Origin of the sequence: Lentzea californiensis (genome assembly GCF_024648825.1) — a bacterium.
In the GTDB taxonomy this organism is placed as follows: domain Bacteria; phylum Actinomycetota; class Actinomycetes; order Mycobacteriales; family Pseudonocardiaceae; genus Lentzea; species Lentzea californiensis.
This window is the reverse complement of record NZ_JANBBE010000019.1, coordinates 87,370-104,777: the sequence shown is the minus strand read 5'-3', so window position 1 is coordinate 104,777 and position 17,408 is coordinate 87,370. Positions and strand designations below refer to the sequence as shown.

The window sequence follows — 17,408 nt, the reverse complement described above, 5'->3', positions numbered from 1 at the left end:
TTTCTAGCGCATGACCAGCGGCCCCGGATGGCAAGGTTTACGCATGGCCGACCCGCAACCCGCCTACGACGTGCTGCTCACCGGCACCGTTTTCCTCGACATCATCTTCACCGGTCTGCCCCGGCCACCGGAGCCGGGGACCGAGGTGTGGGCCGAGGGACTCGGGTCGTGTCCCGGCGGCATCGCGAACCTCGCCGTGGCGTTGCGCCGGCTCGAGTTGAAGACCGCGCTGGCGGCGGCGTTCGGGGAGGACGCGTACGGCGACTTCTGCTGGGACGTGCTGGCTGACCAGGAGGGCGTCGACCTCTCTTACTGTCGTCGCTTCTACGGGTGGCATTCGCCCGTGACCGTGTCCATGGCGATGGAGCGTGACCGCAGCATGGTCACGCACGGGCACAAGTCGCCCGTCATCGCCGATGACCTCTTCTCTCCGCCGCCGTCGACACGGGCGGCCTTCGTGCACATCCAGGCGGAGGACGAGCAGTGGGTGCGCACGGCGAAGGAGAACGGCGCGAAGCTGTTCGCCGACATCGGCTGGGACCGCACCGGTGCGTGGTCGCCGGAGTTGCTGCGCAGGCTCGACGGCTATGACGTGTTCCTTCCGAACCACGTGGAGGCGCAGGGCTACACCCGCACCGAGACCCCGGAGGCCGCGGCGCGTCAACTCGCCGAGCACGTGCCGGTGGTGGTCGTCACACGGGGCGGCGGGGGAGCGGTCGCGGTCGACAGCGCCACCGGCGAATGCGTGGACGTGCCCGGGCTCAACGTCGCCCAACTCGACGCGACCGGTGCCGGTGACGTGTTTGGCGCGGGGTTCGTGATGGGCACTCTGGCCGGGTGGCCGCTCGAACACCGGGTGCGGTTCGCGAACCTGTGCGCCGCGCTGTCCGTGCAGCACTTCGGTGGTTCGCTGTCGGCACCGGGCTGGGGAGACATCGCGGTCTGGTGGCGGACGGTGAGCAGGCGGCCGGACGAAGAACTGTCGCGCTACGGGTTCCTGGACGACCTGCTCCCCGACCACACGGGCGTCGAGGTGCGCAGGGCCAGTCCGACGATCGGCCTTCGACTACTCCGGTAGGTTGAAAACAGTCGATCAGCGGACGCAACCTCACGGGCCTCCCGCGCGACTTAATACGTAGAGAGTCTCTGGGGTTTGTTCGGAAGGAGTTGCGGGTTGTTCGCCGCACGCGCGTCAGGCTTGGTCAAGTTGCTGGGGTTGTGCCTGACGGCGGGCGTCCTCCTCGCTGCGATGGTGTTCCCGTTCGTCGGAGGTCTCGGGCTCGCGTCCAACCGCGCGGCCGACACGGTCGACCAGACGTCGGGTGACCTCGCGAAGGGTGAGCTACCGCTCGTCACCACCATTCAGGACATGAACGGCGACCCGATCGCCTATCTGTACGACCAGTACCGCATCCCGTTGGAGACCAAGGACATCGCGGACACCATGAAGGGCGCGATCCTGGCCATCGAGGACAAGCGGTTCTACGACCACCAGGGCGTCGACTGGCAGGGCATCGCCCGTGCCGCCGCCAAGGCCGGTGTGGACGGTGGGGCGACGCAGGGCGCGTCGACGCTCACCCAGCAGTACGTGAAGAACTACATGGCGTTCGTGCTCGGCGCCGACAACGAGCAGGAGGCCTGGGAGAAGGCCACCGAGGCGACCGTCGGCCGCAAGATGCGCGAGGCGCGCGTCGCGTTGCAGCTCGAGCAGCAGATGACGAAGGACGAGATCCTCACCGGCTACCTCAACATCGTGCCGCTGGGCAACCAGACCTACGGCGTCGGTGCCGCCGCGAAGGCGTACTTCAACACCACGGCCGACAAGCTGACGGTTCCGCAGGCCGCACTGCTCGCCGCGATCGCGAACCGCCCGTCGTCGCTGAACCCCGGTGCCTCCCCGGACAAGGCGCTGGAGCGCCGCAACATCGTCATCGACAAGATGCGCGAGAACGGCGCGTTCGGCTCCGACGAGACCGAGGCGAAGAAGAAGGCCGACGAGTTCAAGGCCCAGCCGCTGGGCATCGTCGAGGACCTGCAGATCCTGCCCAAGGGCTGCGTCGGCGCCGGTGACGGCCCGATCTACGGCTTCTTCTGCTCCTACCTGCTCGACTACCTGCGCGCCTCCGGCATCACGAACAAGCAGCTGCAGCGCGGCGGCCTCACCATCAAGACCACGATGGACCCGAAGGCCACCAAGGCCGCGAAGCAGTCGGCCGAGCAGCAGGTCCCGAAGACCCAGAACGGCATCGCGAACGTCATGTCCGTCGTCCAGCCGGGCACCGACAAGCACCGCGTGCGCGCCCTCGTCGCCTCCCGCGACTACGGCAACAAGGCCGAGCTCGGCCAGGTCGCCCGCCCCGTGCCCGCCGAGGTCCTGCCGTTCGGTCCCGGCTCGGTGAACAAGATCTTCACCGCCGCCGCCGCGATGAAGAACGGCGTCACCGGGATCGACCGCAAGATCAAGGTCCCGAAGGTCTACAACTCCAGGGTCTACCCGAACGGCGGCGAGGCCTGGCGCGTCCAGAACGCGGCCGACTACCCCGAGGAGATGACGCTCACCCAGGCCCTCGCGACGTCCCCGAACACGGGCTTCGTGATCCTGCAGGAGCAGGCGGGCCTGAACAACGTCGTCGACATGGCCTACAAGCTCGGCATGCGTGAGACCCTCACCGGCGTCAACCGCGGCGCGGAGCCCCTGAAGTCCGACGGCTCGAACGGCCCGTCCCAGGGCGACTGGACGAAGCAGAACAACGCCGGCTCGTACACCCTCGGACCCGGCGCCACCAGCGTCCTCGAACTGGCCAACGTGGCAGCGACCATCGTCTCGAGCGGCACCTGGTGCCCGCCGACCCCGGTCGAAAAGGTCATCGACCGCTACGGCAAGGACGTCCCGCTGAAGGAAATGCCCTGCGAGCAGGCCGTGGAACCGGACCTGGCGAACAGCCTGGCCCAGGGCATGTCCCACGACACGACGGGCGGCGGCACGGCAGCGGGCGCGGCGACCGGCTCCGGCTGGAACCGCCCGGCCATCGGCAAGACCGGCACCACCGAAGAGCACAAGTCGGTCGCCTTCCTGGCCGCGACCCCGCAGTACGCGGGCGCCGTCATGACCTACGCCGACGGCAACAACCCGCAGGTCATCTGCGCCAACCCGATCCGCCTCTGCCCCGGCAGCTCACAGGGCGTCTTCGGTGGCCAGGTAGCCGCTCCCACCTGGTTCAACGCGATGAAGGCGATCCACGAGGGTCTCCCGATGGCACCACTGCCGCCGGCCGCAGCCAGGTACAAGTAAGGACCGCACGGTCACAGGGCCGCCGGACGCCACGCGCGTCCGGCGGTCCTTTGCGTTGGGCGGGGAGGCAGGTGTCCGGTGGGGCGGGCAGAGGCCGAGCGGGGCCGGTGTGATCAGGCCGTGGAGCGGCCGACCAGCGTAGGGCTGGCGTGGAGAAGCCGATGCGGAGTGAGACGGGTGGGTTGGGCGGGAGGGCAACGGCAGAGCCGAGCCGCCCTGCCGCCAGCGGCAAGGGCGAAGCCGAGGCGTGTGAACCTAGGCCTGCTGGTGAAGCGGTGGTGACCGGCCCGCCCCTCGCAAGGCGACCGCCCGCACGGCAGGTGACCACCCCGCTGGAACCGCGCCAACCACTCAAGCCGACCCGCGCGGCCCACCCACCCGCGCGTTCTCGCCGCCCACCTCGCGACGACACGCCTGCCCGCACACCTGCCCAGGCCCAAGTCAGCCCATCAAGCCCACCCAAACGACCCAGCCACCCGAAGTAACCGCCCAACCAAGCCCGCTCCCCACCCCGCCACCCCGCAAACCTTTCACGATAAAGCGACTGACCAGTACAAACACCAACCCGCAGATTGGTCTAAAGCGCGTTGACCATGCCCTAAACCACTCGACTACCCAAAGTAACCAGAAGTGGGTCTAATCACCTGAACGCCCACTTCGCTTGCCCGCGCCGGTCACACGAGGTTACGTTTTGCGTCGCATGTCACGGTTCGATAACCGCAAGGACACGGATCACCCCCGAAGCGGTCCAGTCCACCACCGGGCCCCCGAAGCCCGCAGCCAGGCCCCCCGACGCCAGGCGAAGCGCGGTCATCCGAACTCCCCCGAGTGCATGGAGTCTGGTTTGGCACGGCATCGTTCGAAGGGTCCCCTGGTGGACGTCATCACCAAGGTGGACCTGGATCGCAAGAAGGCAGTTGCGGTGGTGGTCGCCGCGGGCGCCATCGCCGGCGCCGGTTTCGCCCAGGCGGCCACCACCGTCAGCCCGGTCGACCGCATCATCGCCCCCGTCGCGGCCACCAAGAACCTCGCCGCGGTGATGACGGCCGAGGCCCAGCCGCAGGGGCCGCAGACGATCCACAATGTCAGCACCGGGTCTGAGGCGCGCAAGCTGTTGCAGGCCGAGCAGATCCAGGCGCAGTTCCACCTCGCCGAGGCGCTCAAGTCCGCCGAGGGCGCCTACGCGCAGCGGCAGGCGGTCGCCAAGGCCGAGGCTGAGCGGGTCGCGGCCGAGACCGCGCGGATCGCCGCCGAGGAGGAGGCGAAGCGGCCCAAGTGCGTGCGGCCCGCCGAGGGGTCGTTCACGTCCGGGTTCGGTGCCCGCTGGGGTACCAGCCACAACGGTGTCGACATCGCGAACGCCATCGGCACGCCGATCGTCTCCGTCCTGGACGGCACCGTCGTCGAGGCCGGGCCCGCGTCCGGGTTCGGGCTGTGGGTTCGCGTTCAGCACGAGGACGGCACCATCACCGTCTACGGGCACATGAACACCATCGACGTCGCGCAGGGTGCGAAGGTCAAGGCCGGGCAGCAGATCGCGACGATCGGCAACCGCGGCCAGTCGACCGGGCCGCACCTGCACTTCGAGGTGTGGGTCGCGGGCGGTCAGAAGGTCAACCCCGTCGGCTGGCTGGCCGAGCGCGGTGTGAGTCTCTGACCGAATCCGGTCACACGATCACGAGAACTCTCGATAGTCTCCGGCCACGCCGCCGTGCATGAGGTGCGGCGGCGTGGAGACCGGAGCCGAGCCAGTGATCTACCGCAGCCCCCTGCCCGCGGTGGCCGTTCCCGAGCGCACCGTCCCCGCACACGTGCTGGAACACGCGCGGCACAACGACAAGCTCGCTCTCGTGGACGCCGTCACCGGCGAGTCGCTCACGTACGCCGAGTTGGCACGGCAGGTCGAGACGACGGCCAAAGGCTTGGTGCGCAACGGGATCAAACCCGGTGACACCGTCGCGATCGCCAGCGGCAACCGGCCGCGCTACGCCGTCGGCCTGCACGCGGTCATGGCCGCGGGGGCGACGGCCGCGCTCATCAACCCGATGCTCACGCCGCCGGAGATCACGCGGCTGAAGGAACTCGCGAACGCCACGACGACGCTCGACCTCGACGACCTTCCCGCGAGCGCGAGCGACGAAGATTCGCTCCCACCGGGAAATCCCTGCGACACCGCCGTCGTCCTCTTCTCCAGCGGCACAACGGGTCTCACCAAGGCCGTCGGACTGAGCCACCGCGCGCTCGTCGCGAACCTGGAGCAGCACCGGCCTGGCTGGCGCATCGACGAGACCGACGTCCTCGCCGCGAACCTGCCGTTCTTCCACGTCTACGGCTTCGCCGTCATCCTCAACTCCGGTCTGCTCGGCGGCGCCACGCTCGTCACCATGCCCCGCAGCGACGCCGGCACCTACCTGCGGCGCCTCGGAGAACACCGCGTCACGCGGGCGTTCCTGGTGCCGCCACTCGCCGCCGCCATCGCGGACCACGAGGGACCGGTTCCGGAACTCGGCCTCAAGCTCGTCCTCTGCGGCGCCGCGCCACTCGACGACACCGTCCGCCGGGAGGCCGAGCGCAAGCTCCAGGCACCCGTCCGCCAGGGCTACGGCCTCACGGAAGCCGGTGGCACGCACCAGACATTCGATGGTGACGTGGAATCCGACCCCGCGAGCGTCGGTGTGCTGTGTCCGGGCACGGAAGCGCGGATCGTCGAACCGGGCACCACGACGGACGCGGCGGAGGGCGAGCTGCTCATCCGCGGCCCGCAGGTCATGGACGGCTACCTCGGTGACGAGCAGGCCACGCGTGACGCCTTCGTGGACGGCTGGTTGCGCACGGGGGATCTGGTGCGCGTCCACAACGGCCGGTTCCACGTCGTGGACCGCATCAAGGAAATGATCAAGTACAAGGGGTACCAGGTGGCGCCCGCCGAGCTGGAGGCGGTGCTGCGGCGTCATCCCGCGGTCCGGGACGCGGCGGTGATCGGTGCGCCCGATCGGGTTAACGGCGAGATCCCGAAAGCCTTCGTGGTCACGCAAGGCGACGTCACGGCGGACGAACTGATGGCGTTCGTGGCGGCGGAGGTGGCGCCGTACAAGAAGATCCGCCAGGTTGAGTTCGTGCGAGAGATACCGAGGTCCGTGTCGGGCAAGATCCTCCGTCGCCTGCTGAAGGCCCCCTCTCAGTGAAGGTGCTGATCACCGGTGGCGCCAAGGAACTCGGCAGGGCGTTCAGCGGCGTCCTTGGCACGCAGGGACATCAGCTCGTCCTCACCGGTCGCGACGAGGAGGCGCTCGGCACCGCCGAAGCCGAACTGAGGGCCCAGGGCGTCGATGTCGAGACCCACGTGGCCGACCTCGGGGACCCGCACGCGACGGCCAAGCTGATCGAGAGCCTCGGCGGGATCGACGTGCTGGTCAACAACGGTGCGCTCGGCGGGCCCGTCGGTCCGACGTGGCAGGTCGACGAGACCGACTGGTGGCACACGTTCGAGGTGAACCTGCGCGGCACCGCGTTCGCCGCGAACGCCGCCATCCGCACGATGACGAGCGGACGGATCATCAACGTGGTCAGCAACGCCGGTGCGCACCGATGGCCTTACGTCACGGCGTATTCGGTGTCCAAAGCGGCCGTGATCAAGCTGACCGAGAACCTGGCGGTCGAACTGAAGCACCGGCCGATCGCCGTGCTGAGCTACGACCCCGGCATGGTCGACATAGGCCTGATGCGCCGCGGCGCCACGATGGACTCCGGTGATCCGCACCGGCTCAGGATCGCGGAGTGGTCGAGGTCTCAGCGCGCCGCGGGCAGGTTCACCCCGGTGGAGCAGTCGGCCGATCTTTTGGCTCGAATCGTGCGCGGAGAGTTCGATCACCTCTCCGGTGGCCTGATCACGCCGAAGGACAGCTGAGAATTTTTCCTCGTTTGATGCGTACATAAGGCCCTTCCTCGCTGACGGGTCAACGGGGATCGTCGCGAGTGGCTCCCCAATTCCCCAGGAGGCGTCGTGCCTGTCGGAACATCCCCTGCTGCCCTGAACCTGGCCGCGCACCTCGAACCGGCTCACCTCGAACTCGCCCGCGACCCGTTGCACGTCGATCTGCCGGCGGACGTGCGCGACCGGATCGCGCGCTGCCGCGGGTTCGTGCTCGAAGTCAGCGCGTCCGGACGCGCGATCTACGGTGTCACAACGGGTTTCGGCCCACTGGTCGAGTTCGCGGGCCGTCCGGACAGCGCCGGTCAATGTGACAACACCATCTTCCACCTCATCGTCGGCCACGGTGAACTGCTGCCGCCCGCCGTCGCCCGTGCGGCCGTGCTCGCCCGGCTCTTCTCGTTGGCGCAAGGGCGATCCGGAGTGTCCGAGCAGGTCGTGGACTCGCTGACTGCCATGCTGGACACCGAATTCGCCCCAGCCGTGCCTCGTTTGGGTTCACTCGGTGCGAGTGGTGATCTACAGCCGCTCGCCTACGTGGCACATGCTTTGCGCGGTAACGGGAACGCCTTCTTCCAGGGGCGGCTGATGCCCGCCGTGGAAGCGCTTGCACGGGCCGGTCTCCAGAAACTCGTGCTGGACGGGCGTGACGCGCTCGCGCTGGTGAACGGCATCTCGGTGACCGCCGCGGCACTCGGACTCGCTGTCGCGCAGGCGGTTCGCGCGCGCCGGACGGCGGAGTTGTTGTCCGCCTTGATGACCGACGTCCTCGGTTGCGGCACCGAGTTCACGTCGGTTGGACTACTGGCCGCGTTCGGGCATCCGGACGTCGCTGAGTCGGGTGCGTCCATCAGGACCTGGCTCGAAGGCAGTACGCCATCCGGGGCACGCCCGTTGCAGGAGCCGTACAGCATCCGTTGCACACCACAGCTGATCGGCGCGGCCGGCACGAGCGTGCGGCACGCCGACGAGGTGGTGCGCCGCGACCTCAACGGCGTCAGCGACAACCCGTTGTTCTTCCCGGAGACCGGGGAGGTCGTGCACGGCGGCAACTTCTTCGGCCAGCCCAGCGCTTTCGCGGCCGACCAGCTCAACGTCGCCCTGGTGCAGCTGGGCAACCTGGCCGAACGTCAGCTCGACCTGCTGGTGGACCCCCACCGCAGCAACGGGTTGCCGCCGATGCTCAGCCCGTTGCCCGGTCAGCACCACGCGCTGCAGGGCGTCCAGCTCTGTGCGACCGCCACCGTCGCCGCGATGCGCAGGGCGGCCACGCCGGCCTCGGTGCAGAGCCTGCCGACGAACCTGCACAACCAGGACGTCGTCCCGTTCGGCACGCAGGCCGCGCTGACGGCGCTCGACCAGGCGCGGCTGCTGCGGTACCTGCACGCGGGACTCGTGATCGGGCTGCGCCAGGCAGTGCACGTCGGCGCACGCCGTCCGCAGGGAACTCGGCTCGCGGCGGTGTTCGACCGGCTCGCGGACGAGGTCCCGCCGATCACCGAGGACCGGCCGCTCGACACCGCGCTGGGCCGGGTGGCGGACGTCCTCGACAGTCTCGTGTCCGAAGTGGAGGGTGCTTGATGAGTGCTCCCGTCTGCCTCCCCCGGTGGGGGCACACCTGGGTCGACCTGCCGGTCCTGCGGCTGCCGATGCCCGAGGAGGAACTGATCCCGTGCGCGACCGGCTGCTTCGAGCTGCCGATCGCCATCGGCACCCCGGAAGATCCGGTCGAGCGCGCCGTGCACCGGTGGTTCCTCGGCCACCACGGCGCGTTCCTGGTCTGGAAGTTTCTTTCGGCTTCACTCGATCGGTTGATACGTGAGCCTGATTCGCGGCTAGTCCGCGTCACTGCGCTTGGATACGACGCGTACTCGGTGATGCTCGCCTATTCGGGCAGTTGTTCCCGTGAGGTGTACGAGGACGTCATCCGGCCGATGATGGTGACGTTCGACCCGGCGTTCAGCGGGCGATGGGCACGTGACTACGAGCCACTGCCCGGCCTGCTGCGCCGGGCGCGTGCCGCACTGGGGTCCGTGGCGGCCGAACCGCTCACCTCTGCGAGCAAGGCGAATCTGGTGGCGCACATGGACGTCATGCGCAGGCTCGTGCCCGGCGGCCCGTCGCTGCTGCGCGAGTCCGGCCGTGCGCGCACGTCCACCACCGACGCCGAACGGGCCCGGTTCGACGAGTTCTTCCTCGTCAGCCGGGAGAACGTGTGCGTGAGCCGCTACCGCGCGCACCGCGCCGCCGTTTTGTCCGCGATCGGTCACGACCTCGCGAAACACCCGCTGAGCCCCGAGTACGGAGAGACACTCAGGACGTTCGCCACCCGACTATGAGAGAAGGCCGCGCGTGAACGACTTCAAGGCCGTGGTCATGACCCCGCAGATCTACCGCTACGTGCGCGAGCAGGCCGGCCGGCCCAGCGCGGTGCAGGAGAAGCTGATCGCGCGCACGCTGGAGCTCGGCGACTCGGCGGAGATGCAGATCCCGCACGAGCAGGCGGTGCTGCTGTCGCTGCTGGTCAGGATCACCGGCGCGCAGACCGTGGTCGAGGTCGGCACCTACACCGGCTACTCCACGCTGGCGTTCGCGCAGGCGCTCCCCCCGTCCGGCAAGGTCATCACCTGCGACGTCTCCGCCGAATGGACCTCGATCGCGGAGGAGGCGTGGCAGGCGGCCGGTGTGCGCGACCGGATCGACCTGCGGCTCGGCGCGGCGGCCCAGACGCTGGCCGAGATGCCGGAGGAGCCGGTCATCGACCTGGTGTTCATCGACGCGGACAAGGTCGGGTACGTCCACTACTGGGACCTGCTGGTGCCGCGCGTGCGGCAGGGCGGCCTGCTGCTCGCCGACAACACCCTCTACTACGGCGAGGCGGCCGACGAGCAGCCCGAGGGCAACGCCGCCGCGATCGACGCCTTCAACAGGTTCGTGCTCGCCGACACGCGGGTCGAGTCGGTGCTGGTGCCGATCGCGGACGGGCTGACCATGGCTCGCAAGAAGTGAGGTTGTGGGCATACCGACCGGTCGGTAGGGTGGCAGCGAAGTCGACCTGGAGGCGTTCATGGCTCGTTGGGGAATCACGCTGCCGCTGATCGGTGTGCCGGTGCTGGAGCACCGCGCGCTGGTGTCCGAGCTCGCCGGGCTCGGCTACACGGACGTGTGGTCGGCCGAGACGACCGGCACCGACGCGTTCACGCCGCTCGCCCTGGCCGCGCAGTGGTCCTCGGAGCTGCGTTTCGGCACGGCGATCGCGCCCGTCTACACGCGCGGCCCGGCCACGCTGGCGATGACCGCCGCGACGCTCGCGGAGGTGACCGGCGGCCGGTTCGTGCTGGGCATCGGCTCGTCGTCGCCCGCCATCGTGCAGCGCTGGAACGCGATCCCGTTCGAGGAGCCGTTCAAGCGCACCCGCGACACGCTGCGGTTCCTGAAGGCGGCGCTGGCGGGCGAGAAGGTCTCCGCCGACTACGACACGTTCTCGGTGAAGGGCTTCAAGCTGGAGCGCCCGCCCGCCGAGAAGGTGCCGATCATGCTCGCCGCGCTGCGCCCGAACATGCTGCGCCTGGCCGGTCGCGAGGCCGACGGCGCGATCACGAACTGGCTCGCCGCCACCGACGTGGCCCAGGTGCGTTCCGAGCTGGGCGACGCCGAGCTCGCGGCGCGGATCTTCGTGTGCCCGACCGAGGACGCCGACGCCGCGCGGGCACTGGGCCGCATGCTGATCAGCACGTACCTGACCGTGCCGGCGTACGCGGCGTTCCACGACTGGCTCGGCCGCGGCGAGGCGTTGCGCCCGATGCACGAGGCGTGGGCGGCGGGCGACCGCAAGGCCGCGTCGAAGGCGATCCCGGACGAGGTCGTGGACGCGCTGGTCGTGCACGGGTCGCTCGACCACTGCCGCGGCCGCGTGGCCGAGTACCAGGCCAACGGCGTCGACACCCCGATCATCGCGCTGCTCCCGACCGGGGGCGACCAGGCCGAGCAGGCACGCGCGCTCGCACCCCGGGGATAACCGTGCCCAGCGCGACCGAGCAGAAGATCATCGACGTGGCCGTGCGCCTGTTCGCGTCGCAGGGCTACGACGCGACCTCGGTGCAGGAGATCGTCAAGGCCGCCGAGGTCACCAAGGGCGCGCTGTACCACTACTTCCGCTCGAAGGACGACCTGCTCTTCGAGATCTACCGGCTGCTGATCACGGCCCAGTCCGCCGACATGGACCGGATCATCGGCCTCGGCCTGTCCGCCGCCGAGACGGTGCGCGAGATCCTGGCGTCGCTCGTCATCTCGACGGCCGAACGGGTCGACGAGACGGCGGTGTTCGTCCGGGAGCTGCACCGGCTCGGCGAGGACCGGATGACGGACTTCCGCGCCGAACGCCGCCGCTACCACGAGACGTTCCTCGCGGTCGTGGAGAAGGGGCAGGCGGACGGCGAGTTCAGCTCCGTCGTGCCCGCGGACACCGTCGTGCGGATCGCGCTGGGCGTCGTGAACCAGCTGCCCATGTGGTTCCGGCCGGACGGCCAGAAGACGCCCGCTCAGCTGGCGGGGGAGATCGCGGACTTCGTGCTGGCCGGCTTGAGATGACGAATTAGGGAGCGTTAAGCGCGGTCTGGTCGACTGAGGCGTGCTGAACCTGCTGTTCGCGACCATGCCCGTCCCCGGCCACGTGGCGCCGTTGCTGCCCATCGCCCGTGAGCTGACCGAGCGAGGCCACCACGTGCGCTGGTGCACCGGCCGGGTGTTCGCGGACCGGATCGCCGCCACCGGCGCGGAGTTCGTCGAGATGGACCCGTCGATCGACCACCAGGGCCGCAACGTCGACGAGCTGTTCCCTGAGCGCGCCAAGCTCAAGGGCATCACGAAGCTGCGCTACGACATGAACGCGGTGTTCCTCGACCCGATCCCGGCGCAGGTCGGTGACCTGCGGAAGGCGCTGGCCGAACGCCCGGCCGACCTCGTCCTGCACGACGCCGCGTACATCGGCGCGAGCGTGTTCGAACAGCTCGGCGGGCCGCGTGCCGTCAGCGTCGGCGTCATGCCGATGATGCTGCCCGCGCCGGACGTGCCGCCGTTCGGACCGGGCCTCAAGCACCGGACCGGCCCGCTCGCCCGGTTGCGGTACGCGGTGGTGCGCGGGCTGCTGGACAACGTGGTGTTCAAGCCCGTCCTCGAGCACCGCGCCCGAATCCTCGCCGGCCTGGGCCTGCCCGAAGGCGAGCGCGAACTCGCGACCGTGTCACAGCACCTGCACCTGCAGAACGGCATCGCCGGCCTCGAACACCCGCGCTCGTTCATGCCGCCGCAGGTGGAGTTCGTGGGCGCGCTGGTCGACCCGGCACCGCCGGCCGCGCTGCCGGACTGGTGGCACCGCATGATCACCGCGGGGCGCCCGATCGTGCACGTCACCCAGGGAACGGTCGCGGACACGGACCTCGGACAACTCGTCCTGCCCGCCATCCGCGCGCTCGCGGACGAGCACGTCACCGTCGTCGCCAGCACCGGCGCGCACGACGTGGGCCCGTTGCCCGCCAACGCCTTCACCGCGCCGTTCCTGCCCTACGACAGGCTGCTGCCGGAACTCTCCGCCATGGTCACCAACGGCGGGTTCGGCGGAGTGCAGCTCGCGCTCGCACAGGGCGTCCCGCTGGTCGTGGCGGGCACGACGGAGGACAAGCCGGAGGTGGCCGCCCGCGTCGAACGGTCCGGCGCCGGGCTGAACCTGCGCACGTCGGCGCCGTCGGAGAAGGCGATCAAGGCGGCTGTGCGCGAAGTGCTGCACGGCGGCACGTTCCGGCTGCGGGCACGCGAACTCGCGGTGGAGTACCGGCGCCACGACGCCGGCCCGCTCAGCGCCGACCACGTCGAACGGCTCGCGCGGGCAGGCGCGGCGAGCGGGGCACGGTAACGACGGGCGCTCGGAGATCGACATTTCGGGGTGAGGGGGACTCCATGTCACACCAACCGCCCGAATACGGCATCGCACCACCGCTGCACGAGCCAGCCAGGTCGCCGAAGTGGCCTTGGTTGCTCTTGCTGATCACGGTGCCGGTGGTCGTGGGCGGACTCGCGTTCGGCAATCACGTGATGTACAAGCTTGAGGGCCTTTCCGGCCCCTCCTCAGGCCAAGTGATGGTGCCCTCGCAGTCGCCTTCGCCCGCTCCGGCGAAGCGGACCGTCGTGTTCGAGGTGACCGGCACCGGCAAGGCCTTCAACGTCACCGCGACCGTCGGCGCGTCCATCCACAACGAGGCGGGCGTGACGCTGCCGTGGACGCGCACCGTCGAGGTGCCCGCCGACCGCGCGTCCGAGTCCGTGATGCTCGTGGTGGTCGCCGGTCCGGACGGCGCCGAGGTGCACGGGAAGTACACGATCGACGGTGCGACTGTTCGCGAGGGCAAGGCTTCCGGGCCCTACGGCGTCCTGACGATCACCGACTCCTGAGCGCGGCCAGCGCCTTGTCCGCGTGCGCGTTCATGGAGAACTCGCTCTTGATCACCTCGATGATCTCCCGGCCGGCACCGATGACGAACGTGTGCCGCTTGACCGGGATCGGCCCGAACCGGCGCCGCACGCCGTACTGCTCGGCGACGTCGCCGCCGGTGTCGGAGAGCAGCGGGTAGTCGAAGTCGTTCAGTTCGGCGAACTGCTTCTGCTTCGCCACGTCGTCCATCGAGATCCCGACGCGCTGGGCGCCCGCCTCCGCGAACTCCTTCGCGAGGTCGCGGAAGTGGCAGCTCTGCGCGGTGCACCCGGTGGTCATCGCGCCGGGGTAGAAGAACAGCACGACCGGGCCGGCCTCGAGCAGCGCCGACAGCTTGCGGTCGGTGCCGTCCTGGTCGGGCAGTGTGAAGTCGGGGGCGAGGTCGCCTGGCTTCATGGATCTCCAATACGCTCGGGCCGTGACCAGCATGTCCGACGTGGCCAAGGCCGCAGGGGTGTCCGCTGCGACCGTATCGCGTGCGCTGCGGGGCGAGCCGGGCGTGTCCGAGGCGACCCGGCAGCACGTGAGCGAGATCGCGCGGCGGATGAAGTACGCGATCGCGCGCGACGCCTCCTCTTTGGCCGGTGGGCGCCGGTACGCGATCGCGGTGCTGACGTCCGAGGTCAGCCCTGTGCTGGCGGGCGCGGAGGGTGCGTTGCGGCAGGCCGGGTACGACGTGCTGCTCTACGTGCTGGGGGACGAGGACGCGCGCGCGAAGTTCTTCGGTGAGCTGCCGCTGGGGCGTCGTGTGGACGGTGTGCTGCTGCTGTCGATGTCGTTGTCCCCGGTGGAGCAGGTCTCCCTGGAGTCGTTGGAGGTCCCGCACGTCGCGGTCGACGACACCGACCTCCGCCACGCGCTGCGGACCGCCGTGTCCCACCTGCAGGGGCTGGGGCACCGAGACGTGGCCCTGGTGCTGGCCGACGGCGTCGACGAGTCCTACGACGAGATCCTGGTCGCCGCCGGGCTCGCCGTGCGTCCCGAGTGGACGGTCTGGTGCTCGCCGACGGTCGACGGTGGCGAGCAGGTGGTGGACGTGCTGCTCGACGGCGAACGCCTGCCCACCGCGGTGATCAGCTCGAACGGTGCCGCGGCGGTGGGGATCTTCCTGCGCATGCAGCGGGACGGGCGCGCGGTGCCGGACGAGGTGTCGATCGTGTCGCTCGACGGGCAGGAGCTCACCCGCGTCGTCGGGCTGACCGCCGTCGAGGGGGCGGCGAAGGCGCAGGGGGAACGGGCGGTCGCGGACCTGTTCACGCTGATCAGGGGCGGGGAGATCGAACCGGCGGAGCACCACGTGCGGCTGGTCGTGCGCAACTCCAGCGGGCCCGCCGCCTGAGTAGGGTGGCGCCATGCCCGCCGAAGAACGCCTGACCGAGCTCGCCGCGTTGCCGACCACCCCCGGCTACGCGCACGCCGTGGCGGTCACCGGCAAGCTCGCGTTCGTCTCCGGTCAGGTGGCGGTCGACGCGGACGGGTGCGTGGTCGGCGTCGACGACCTGGCGGCGCAGACGAGGCAGGCACTGAGCAATCTTCATCACGTCATCCGGAGGTTTGGCGCCGACTGGTCGGATGTCGTGAAGTTCACCTGGTTCGTGCTCGACGCATCAGACGTTCGGACCATTCGTGCCGTACGTGACGAAATTCTGCGGCCCGCGCTGGGCGAGGTGCACAACCCGGCCAGCACGCTGGTTCAGGTGGCGGCGTTGTTCGGACCCGATTTCCTGGTCGAGGTCGAGGCGGTCGTCGCTATTCCAAGTGAAGCATCGGATGTTTGAGTAAAAGCATCCCTGCGTGTGCGTCCCGTCCGGCCTGCACCCATCGGGTGACCAGGGACCATTTGCTCTGGTAATGCGGACCGAGCTGTGACATAGCTTGTACTCGTGGAGCAGTTGGTGACGCGGCTGGCGGACGCTTGGGGCGTAGCCACTCGGTACGAAAACGCGGACCAGCAAGAGGTTGCGGTCGATCGCGACGTCGTGGTCAAGATCCTCGCCCAGTTCGGAGTCGACGCGTCCACTGAGGACTCGGTCGCCCGCGAGCTCGCCGAGGTCGAGCGGCGCAGGGCCGAGCAGAAGCTCCCGCCCACGATCGTCATCCGCGAGTACGAGACGTACGACCTGCGCGGGCCGGCGACCGTCGAACTCGAGGACGGCACCTCGTTCACGGTCGAACGGCACCTTCCGGACTCGGTGCCGCTCGGCTGGCACCGGGTGGTGACCGAGGACCAGACCGTCACGCTCGCCGTCGCACCCAGGACGCTGCCCGAGGTCCCGCACACCTGGGGCTGGATGCTCCAGCTCTACGCCGCGCGCTCGAAGGAGTCGTGGGGGATGGGCGACTTCGCCGACCTCGCGACGATCGCCCGCAGGTCGGCCCTCGAACTCGACGCCGGCGTCCTGCTGGTCAACCCGGTGCAGGCGCCGAGCCTGACGCATCCCGTCGAGCGCTCGCCGTACTCGCCGACGACCCGCCGGTTCGCGAACCCGCTCTACCTGCGCGTCACCGACACGGCCGAGTTCCTGCAGGCCTGCCCGCGCACCCGGCAGCTCATCCGCGACCTCAAGCCCGTGAACGAGGACCTGATCGACTACGACGCCGTGTGGGACGCGAAGAAGCAGGCACTGGAACTGCTCTTCCCCGGCGGCGAGGTCGAGATGGACGCCGAGCTGGAGAAGTTCGCGACCTACTGCGCGCTCGCCGAGATCCACGGCAAGGACTGGCGCGAGTGGCCGGCCGACCGGGAGGACCCACCGGCCGAACGGGTCGCGTTCCACGCCTGGGTGCAGCACCTCTGCACCCGCCAGCTCCAGGACGTCCGGCTCGCCGCGCACGAGGCCGGCATGGCCGTCGGCGTCATCCACGACCTGCCGGTGGGCGTCGACCCCGGTGGCGCGGACACGTTCGCCGACCCCGACGCGTTCGCCATCGACGTCACGGTGGGCGCGCCGCCCGACGCGTTCAGCGCGGACGGCCAGGGCTGGGGCCTGCCGCCGTGGCGCCCGGACAGGCTCGCCGAGACCGGCTACCGGCCGTTCCGGCAGGTGCTGCGCAGCGTCCTGCAGCACGCGGACGGCATCCGCATCGACCACGTCGCGGGCCTGTGGCGGCTCTGGTGGATCCCGCCGGGCGAGCCGCCGTCGCGCGGCACGTACGTCTACTACGACGCGGACGCCATGCTCGGCGTGCTCGCGCTGGAGGCGTACCGGGCGGGTGCGGTCGTGGTCGGCGAGGACCTCGGCACGGTCGAGCCGGTCGTCACGAAGACGTTGCAGGAGAACGGCATGCTGACCAGCGCCGTCCTGTACTTCCAGCGCGACTACTACGCCGAGGGTCACCCGCTGATCCCGCCGTCGCAGTGGAACCCGAACCAGATGGCCAGCATCTCGACGCACGACCTGCCGACCGCGGCGACGTTCTTCGCCGGACCGGACGGCCCCGACTTCGACGAGCTGATGCGCCAGGAGGGCATCAAGCCCGCGGACAGGGTCGAGGGCGCCCACGAACTGCTCGCGCAGGCACCCTGCGCGTTGGTCCTGACTTCACCTCAGGACGCTCTGCGGGAAACCCGGCAGCCGAACGTGCCGGGCACCATCGACGAGCACCCGAACTGGAGAATCCCGCTGCCGGTGGACCTGGACGAGTTCTTCCCCCGCGTCCGTGAGGTCACCCGGCCGCTCCGCAGCCGCAGAACATGA

At 69.7% G+C, this 17,408-nt stretch carries 16 protein-coding genes; 15 read left to right on the top strand and 1 reads right to left on the bottom strand.

Annotated elements, in window-relative coordinates:
* Positions 1 to 43 precede the first annotated feature (43 nt).
* The 12 genes from LX88_RS40995 to LX88_RS40940 all read left to right on the top strand — a co-directional run bounded on the left by LX88_RS40995 (position 44) and on the right by LX88_RS40940 (position 13,670).
* Positions 44 to 1,078 carry a carbohydrate kinase family protein gene (locus tag LX88_RS40995; RefSeq protein WP_258953137.1) on the top strand — a complete coding sequence of 345 codons (1,035 nt, stop codon included), beginning with the start codon at positions 44 to 46 and terminating at the stop codon, positions 1,076 to 1,078.
* Positions 1,079 to 1,174: 96 nt separating this feature from the next.
* Positions 1,175 to 3,292, top strand: coding sequence for a transglycosylase domain-containing protein (locus tag LX88_RS40990; RefSeq protein WP_258953136.1), 2,118 nt, complete (start codon positions 1,175 to 1,177; stop codon positions 3,290 to 3,292).
* Positions 3,293 to 4,166: 874 nt separating this feature from the next.
* Complete coding sequence (locus LX88_RS40985) at positions 4,167 to 4,949, top strand: M23 family metallopeptidase (RefSeq protein ID WP_258953135.1); 783 nt, start codon at positions 4,167 to 4,169, stop codon at positions 4,947 to 4,949.
* A 73-nt stretch (positions 4,950 to 5,022) separates the two neighbouring features.
* Positions 5,023 to 6,477 carry an AMP-binding protein gene (locus LX88_RS40980; RefSeq protein ID WP_258953134.1) on the top strand — a complete coding sequence of 485 codons (1,455 nt, stop codon included), beginning with the start codon at positions 5,023 to 5,025 and terminating at the stop codon, positions 6,475 to 6,477.
* A complete protein-coding gene (locus LX88_RS40975) occupies positions 6,474 to 7,199 on the top strand; it encodes an SDR family NAD(P)-dependent oxidoreductase (protein ID WP_258953133.1) in 726 nt (241 codons plus the stop codon). The genes LX88_RS40980 and LX88_RS40975 overlap by 4 nt, the downstream gene beginning before the upstream one ends.
* Positions 7,200 to 7,295: 96 nt before the next feature.
* Positions 7,296 to 8,804: an HAL/PAL/TAL family ammonia-lyase gene (locus LX88_RS40970; RefSeq protein ID WP_258953132.1), complete on the top strand. Its 1,509-nt coding sequence runs from the start codon at positions 7,296 to 7,298 to the stop codon at positions 8,802 to 8,804.
* Positions 8,804 to 9,562, top strand: coding sequence for a 3-methyl-L-tyrosine peroxygenase-related protein (locus LX88_RS40965; RefSeq protein ID WP_258953131.1), 759 nt, complete (start codon positions 8,804 to 8,806; stop codon positions 9,560 to 9,562). Before LX88_RS40970 ends, LX88_RS40965 begins: the two co-directional genes overlap by 1 nt.
* Positions 9,563 to 9,575: 13 nt before the next feature.
* The gene (locus tag LX88_RS40960; protein WP_258953130.1) at positions 9,576 to 10,232 is read left to right on the top strand and encodes an O-methyltransferase; all 657 of its coding nucleotides are present in this window, start codon (positions 9,576 to 9,578) and stop codon (positions 10,230 to 10,232) included.
* A gap of 58 nt (positions 10,233 to 10,290) precedes the next feature.
* Positions 10,291 to 11,241, top strand: coding sequence for an LLM class F420-dependent oxidoreductase (locus tag LX88_RS40955; RefSeq protein ID WP_258953129.1), 951 nt, complete (start codon positions 10,291 to 10,293; stop codon positions 11,239 to 11,241).
* Between the two features lie 2 nt (positions 11,242 to 11,243).
* Complete coding sequence (locus tag LX88_RS40950) at positions 11,244 to 11,813, top strand: TetR/AcrR family transcriptional regulator (RefSeq protein WP_258953128.1); 570 nt, start codon at positions 11,244 to 11,246, stop codon at positions 11,811 to 11,813.
* 40 nt (positions 11,814 to 11,853) lie between these two features.
* Entirely contained in the window at positions 11,854 to 13,134 is a 1,281-nt protein-coding gene (locus LX88_RS40945; RefSeq protein ID WP_258953127.1) for a glycosyltransferase, read from the top strand.
* Between the two features lie 44 nt (positions 13,135 to 13,178).
* Positions 13,179 to 13,670, top strand: coding sequence for an MmpS family transport accessory protein (locus tag LX88_RS40940; protein WP_258953126.1), 492 nt, complete (start codon positions 13,179 to 13,181; stop codon positions 13,668 to 13,670).
* Here LX88_RS40940 and LX88_RS40935 read toward each other — a convergent pair.
* Positions 13,657 to 14,106: a peroxiredoxin gene (locus LX88_RS40935; protein WP_258953125.1), complete on the bottom strand. Its 450-nt coding sequence runs from the start codon at positions 14,104 to 14,106 to the stop codon at positions 13,657 to 13,659. The genes LX88_RS40940 and LX88_RS40935 overlap by 14 nt on opposite strands.
* Positions 14,107 to 14,137: 31 nt before the next feature.
* Here LX88_RS40935 and LX88_RS40930 point away from each other — a divergent pair, with 31 nt between their 5' ends.
* The 3 genes from LX88_RS40930 to LX88_RS40920 all read left to right on the top strand — a co-directional run bounded on the left by LX88_RS40930 (position 14,138) and on the right by LX88_RS40920 (position 17,408).
* Complete coding sequence (locus LX88_RS40930; RefSeq protein WP_258953165.1) at positions 14,138 to 15,049, top strand: LacI family DNA-binding transcriptional regulator; 912 nt, start codon at positions 14,138 to 14,140, stop codon at positions 15,047 to 15,049.
* A 13-nt stretch (positions 15,050 to 15,062) separates the two neighbouring features.
* Positions 15,063 to 15,488: a RidA family protein gene (locus LX88_RS40925; protein WP_258953124.1), complete on the top strand. Its 426-nt coding sequence runs from the start codon at positions 15,063 to 15,065 to the stop codon at positions 15,486 to 15,488.
* A 105-nt stretch (positions 15,489 to 15,593) separates the two neighbouring features.
* On the top strand, positions 15,594 to 17,408 hold the full coding sequence (locus LX88_RS40920) for a 4-alpha-glucanotransferase (protein WP_258953123.1): 1,815 nt from the start codon (positions 15,594 to 15,596) through the stop codon (positions 17,406 to 17,408).